A 4,700-nucleotide genomic window follows, 5' to 3' on the forward strand; every position below is an offset into this window, starting at 1 on the left:
CGGGGCTTGGCAAGACCGGCCGGCGCCCCCACCCTGTTGCCAGCAACAGGAGACCGCCCCCATGCCCACCGAACGCATCACTTTTCCCGGCCACGACGGCGACCAGCTTGCCGCCCGGCTCGACCTGCCGGACGGGCCGGTTCTGGCCACGGCGCTTTTTGCCCATTGCTTCACCTGCTCCAAGGACATTCCCGCCGCCCGCCGCATCGCCGCGCGGCTGGCCAACATGGGCATCGCGGTGCTGCGTTTCGATTTCTCCGGGCTCGGCCATTCGCAGGGCGAATTTGCCAATACCGGCTTTACCTCGAACGTCGCGGACATTGGCGCCGCCGCAGCCTATCTTGCCGGCCGCGACATGGCGCCCGACCTGCTGATCGGCCATTCGCTTGGCGGCGCCGCGGCGCTGAAGGCGGCGGGCGAAATGCCGGGTCTGCGGGCGGTGGTGACGCTGGCGGCACCCTTCGATCCCGGACATGTCGCGCATCATTTTTCCGACGCGCTGCCGGCGATCCTGCGCGACGGCGCCGCCGAGGTCGACCTCGGGGGGCGCCCCTTCACCATCAGCCGGGCCTTTCTCGAAGACCTCTCGGCCTCTGCCATGACCGATGCCATCCACAATCTGTCGGCGGCGCTTCTGGTGATGCATGCCCCGCGCGACGAGATCGTCGGCATCGAGAACGCCAGCCAGATCTTTCTTGCCGCGCGGCACCCCAAGAGCTTCGTCACCCTGGACGGTGCCGATCACCTGATCAGCCGCGCCGAGGATGCCGAATATGTCGCCGAGGTGATCGCCGCCTGGCTTGCCCGCTACGTCGCGCTGCGCCCGCCCGCGCCGCCGCCCGGGGCGCCCGAGGGCATCGTCCGGGTCTCCGAGGTCGATCCCGCGGGCTTTCTTCAGGATGTGCAGTCGGGCCCGCACCACCATATCTTTGCCGATGAACCGGAGGCCTATGGCGGCACCAACCGGGGGCTGACACCCTATGGGCTGCTGGCCGCCGGCCTTGGCGCCTGCACCTCGATGACCCTGCGCATGTTCGCCCGCCGCAAGGGCTGGCCGCTGACCCGCATCAGCGTCGATGTCAGCCACGACAAGGTGCACGCCCAGGATGCCGAGACCGGCAGCCGCAACCGCATCGACCGATTTCACCGCAAGATCCGTATCGCGGGCCCGCTCGACGCCGCCCAGACCGCCCGCCTGCTGGAAATCGCCGACAGATGCCCGGTGCACCGTTCGCTCGAACAGGGGGCCGAGGTGGTGACGACCCTGCGCGAGGCCGCCGATACACCGCCCTAAGCCCATCGCGCGCCCACCGGCAATTCCGCTGGTGCCCCGGGCCGGGCGCGGTTAGGATTTTCTCGAGTGCGACACAGCCGAGACCATGACCCGACTTCTGATCGTCTATCATTCCCGCACCGGTGGCAGCCGGCAGATGGCGCAGGCCGCCCATGACGCCGCCCGGGGCGAGATCGAGACGCTCATGCTGCGCGCCGATCTTGCCGGGCCCGATGACCTGCTTGCCGCCGCAGGCTATATTTTCTGCGGCCCTGAAAACCTTGCTGCGCTGTCGGGCGAGATGAAGGAGTTTTTCGACCGCTGTTATTACCCGGTGCTGGGGCGCATCGAGGGGCGCGCCTATGCGCAGATGATCTGCGCCGGCTCGGACGGCGCCAATGCCGCCCGGCAACTGGCCCGGATCGCCACCGGCTGGCGGCTGAAACCGGTGCAGGAGCCGCTGATCCTGTGCACCCATGCCCAGACCCCCGAGGCGATCCTTGCCGAAAAGACCATCCCCGAGCCGGAGCTGGCGCAATGCCGTGACCTTGGGCTGGCGATGGCCATGGGGCTGGGCATGGGGGTGTTCTAGGCTCGGATCAGGCCGGCGGTCTGCAGGGCCGTCTGCATCGGGCCAAGGAAATCCTGGTAACGCTTCCAGCCGAGGTCGCTGTCCTTGTAGATCGGTTTGCGGACCTGTTCGGCGCTGGCGGTCAGAACCTGCGCCGCGCCCTTTTCGGGGCTCAGCATCTGCGCTGTCCAGTCCAGCCCCGCCGCCCCGGCCAGGGCCCGGGTCGCGGTGTCCGGGTCCGTGACCAGCTGCGCATAATCGACGTCGAACACCCGGCCCGGATAAAGCGCGCGCCAATGCGCCATCAGGTCGCGATGCAGCACCATGAACCGCGCGATGTCGTCGATATCATAGGCAAAGCCATTGGCGTCACCGACGAAATTGTGCCGATAGAGCGACCATGCCACCGCCATCGGGTCACGGTTGACATGCAGGATGCGCGCCTCGGGCAAGGCGGCGCAGATATAGCCGATCCAGCGGAAGTTCAGCGGCATCTTGTCGACCATCACCGGATGGCCGTCGTTATGGGCGGACAGGCCGCGCAGCAGGCGGCGGCGCATGTCCACGAAATCCTGTTCCGTCAAGGCCCTGTCCTGCCGCGCCATCGCTGTGCGCAGCAAATTGGCGACAGCGTTCTGCACCACCGCCAACTCGCCGCAGGCCTGCACCTCGGGGCTCTGGGCCAGAACCCGTTCGACCAGCGAGGTGCCCGTGCGCGGCAACCCGGTGACGAAGACCGGGCGCAGCTTGCCGGTCTCGGACAATGCCGCCGGGGCGGTCTTGAACAGAACCTTGCTCAGCGCGTAGATCTGGGCATCGTCCTTGAAGTCATATTCCAGCGCGGCCTTCTTCAGCCGGTTCGCAGCGTGCAGATGCTCCATCGCCTCGGCGGAAGCTTCGTAATCGTCCATCGCCTTGAACAGTGCAAAGCACAGCGCCGCGCTTTCGGGGTCATTGGTGCCCCGGGCAGCCAGTCTTTCGCGCATTTGCGACAGATGCGGGTGGTCGGCGGTGTATTTCGTCACATAGGCCAGGTTGGCATGCAGCAGCGGGTCGTTGGGCTGCAAGGCCAGCGCCTGCCGGCAATAGGCCGCTGCCGCCTCGGTTTCGCCGCGCGCACGGGCCAGCACGCCGAGGTTGTTCAGGGTGTGGACATCGGTCTCGGGATCGCCGAGCGCCGATGTCAGGCAGTCGATCGCCTCTTCGCCGCGCCCCAGTTCGCGCAGCGCCTGGCCCCGGATGTTCAGCGCCTTGGGGTTGCCGGGAAAGCGTTCCAGCACCTTGTCGGCCACCGAGAGCGCCTCGGGCGCCATGCGAATCTCCATCTGGCATGCCCCCAGCGCCAGCCCGGTGTCGATGATCTCGGGCGCCAGCGCGAAGGCGGCTTCGAGTTCGCGGATCGCATCGACCGAACGCCCGGCGCGCTGTGCCCTCTGGCCGGCCTCCAGCAGGGTCACGAGACCCTCGGCCCTGAGATCGGCCATTGCCTTGCGGGCCTTCTTGCTGGCCGGAAAACGCGCCAGAACCTCGCCCAGAAGGGTCACCGCCGTCGCCAGATCGCCGGATTTCGCCGCCTGTTTCGCCCGCGAAATGGCCTTGTCGGCTGAGAGTCTGGGGGCCATGAACAATCCTTTTCTGCGTCCAAACAATCCGGGCGGGCCCCGGCAGCGCCGGCACCTTCCCGCAGCCTAGTCGGCTGGCCGGGCGCGTCAATCGCCGATTGTCCCGGACTTCGGATCCTGCCGCCCGGCCCGCACCAGCACGCAATCGTCACGCCATCAATGACAAAAAAACCAGATCCCGGTCGCAATCAGGCAGGACGCGACGGAATCGCACCAGCAGACTGACCCCATCAGACCAAGGAGGCAGCCATGCGCGACCATTTCCGCGACACCCGCAAGATCGACCCCACGCGCGGCGAGCGCACCGGCGACAACACCCCGAACGATCAGGACCGGATCGAAATCGGCCCCACCCGGCTGGCACTGGCGGAATGGGCGGCGGCCGGGCTGCAACTGCCCGACCTTCAGGCCATGCGGCGCTTTCGCTGGGAACGGCTGACGCAGCATGTCGTCGACCGGGGCTATGGCGGGCTGTTGATGTTCGACCCGCTCAACATCCGCTATGCCACCGACAGCACCAACATGCAGCTGTGGAACACCCACAACCCGTTCCGGGCGCTGCTCTTGTGCGCCGACGGCTACATGGTGATCTGGGATTACAAGAACTCGCCCTTCCTCAGCACCTTCAACCCACTGGTGCGCGAACAGCGGTCCGGCGCCGACCTGTTCTATTTCGATCGCGGCGACAAGATCGACGTGCAGGCCGACGTGTTCTCGAACGAGGTCCGCCAGCTGATGGCCGAACACGCCCCGGGCAACATGCGGCTGGCGGTGGACAAGATCATGATCCACGGGCTGCGCGCCCTCGAGGCGCAGGGCTTCGAGATCATGGAGGGCGAGGAAGTCACCGAGAAGTCGCGCGCGGTCAAGGGCCCCGACGAGATTCTGGCCATGCGCTGCGCCCATCACGCCTGCGAGACCGCCGTCGCCGAGATGGAGCGCCGGGCGCGCGCCGAGGTGCCACAGGGCAACATGAGCGAGGACGACATCTGGGCGGTGCTTCATGCCGAGAACATCCGCCGCGGCGGCGAATGGATCGAAACCCGGCTTCTGACTTCGGGGCCGCGCACCAACCCGTGGTTTCAGGAATGCGGCCCGCGCATCGTCCAGAACAATGAGATCGTCAGCTTCGACACCGACCTGATCGGCTCCTACGGCATCTGCATCGACATTTCCCGCAGCTGGTGGATCGGCGATGAAAAGCCAAGGGCCGACATGATCTATTCCATGCGCC

At 66.9% G+C, this 4,700-nt stretch carries 4 protein-coding genes; 3 read left to right on the forward strand and 1 reads right to left on the reverse strand.

The window, feature by feature from the left end; all coding sequences use genetic code 11:
- The first annotated feature begins 61 nt into the window (after positions 1 to 61).
- Entirely contained in the window at positions 62 to 1,294 is a 1,233-nt protein-coding gene (locus ABZD10_RS13830; RefSeq protein ID WP_372887338.1) for an alpha/beta fold hydrolase, read from the forward strand.
- Between the two features lie 85 nt (positions 1,295 to 1,379).
- Positions 1,380 to 1,865 (forward strand): flavodoxin family protein, encoded by a 486-nt coding sequence (locus tag ABZD10_RS13835; RefSeq protein WP_372887340.1) that lies wholly within the window; start codon positions 1,380 to 1,382, stop codon positions 1,863 to 1,865.
- Here the strand turns inward: ABZD10_RS13835 and ABZD10_RS13840 are convergent.
- Positions 1,862 to 3,466 carry a sulfotransferase gene (locus ABZD10_RS13840; protein WP_372887342.1) on the reverse strand — a complete coding sequence of 535 codons (1,605 nt, stop codon included), beginning with the start codon at positions 3,464 to 3,466 and terminating at the stop codon, positions 1,862 to 1,864. The genes ABZD10_RS13835 and ABZD10_RS13840 overlap by 4 nt on opposite strands.
- Before the next feature lie 249 nt (positions 3,467 to 3,715).
- Between ABZD10_RS13840 and dddP the strand changes: the two genes are divergently transcribed.
- Positions 3,716 to 4,700, forward strand: a 985-nt coding sequence (gene dddP, locus ABZD10_RS13845) for a dimethylsulfonioproprionate lyase DddP (RefSeq protein WP_372887344.1), incomplete at its 3' end; no start/stop codon positions are given.

It is taken from the genome of Shimia sp., assembly GCF_041624275.1.
In the GTDB taxonomy this organism is placed as follows: Bacteria; Pseudomonadota; Alphaproteobacteria; order Rhodobacterales; family Rhodobacteraceae; genus Shimia.